Origin of the sequence: Salifodinibacter halophilus (assembly GCA_012999515.1) — a bacterium.
GTDB classification, from domain to species: domain Bacteria; phylum Pseudomonadota; class Gammaproteobacteria; order Nevskiales; family Salinisphaeraceae; genus Salifodinibacter; species Salifodinibacter halophilus.
In genome coordinates, this window is the sequence record JABEEB010000172.1 from 1 (window position 1) to 282 (window position 282).

A 282-nucleotide genomic window follows, 5' to 3' on the forward strand; every position below is an offset into this window, starting at 1 on the left:
CGGCAGCTACGCCGGCGCGATGGGCTGGGGCCAGTTCATGCCGTCGAGCTACCGCGAGTTCGCGGTGGACGGCGACAACGACGGCAAGCGCAATCTGTTCACCGATCTGGACGACGTGTTCGCTTCGGTCGCCAACTACTTCGTCAAGAAGGGCGGCTGGGTGCGCGGCGGCCCGGTGGTGGCGCGCGCCAACCGCGACGCCAGCGCGCAGGATTTCGCGCCGGAGAGCATGGACCCGGTGTACTCGCTCACGGATCTGGCCGCGCGCGGCTACCGTCCGCT

1 protein-coding gene is annotated in these 282 nt (G+C 69.5%); it reads left to right on the forward strand.

All coding sequences use genetic code 11. The annotated features are described in order from the left end of the window. A partial coding sequence (locus HKX41_11190; GenBank protein ID NNC24695.1) for a lytic murein transglycosylase B occupies positions 1-282 on the forward strand: 282 nt, incomplete at both ends.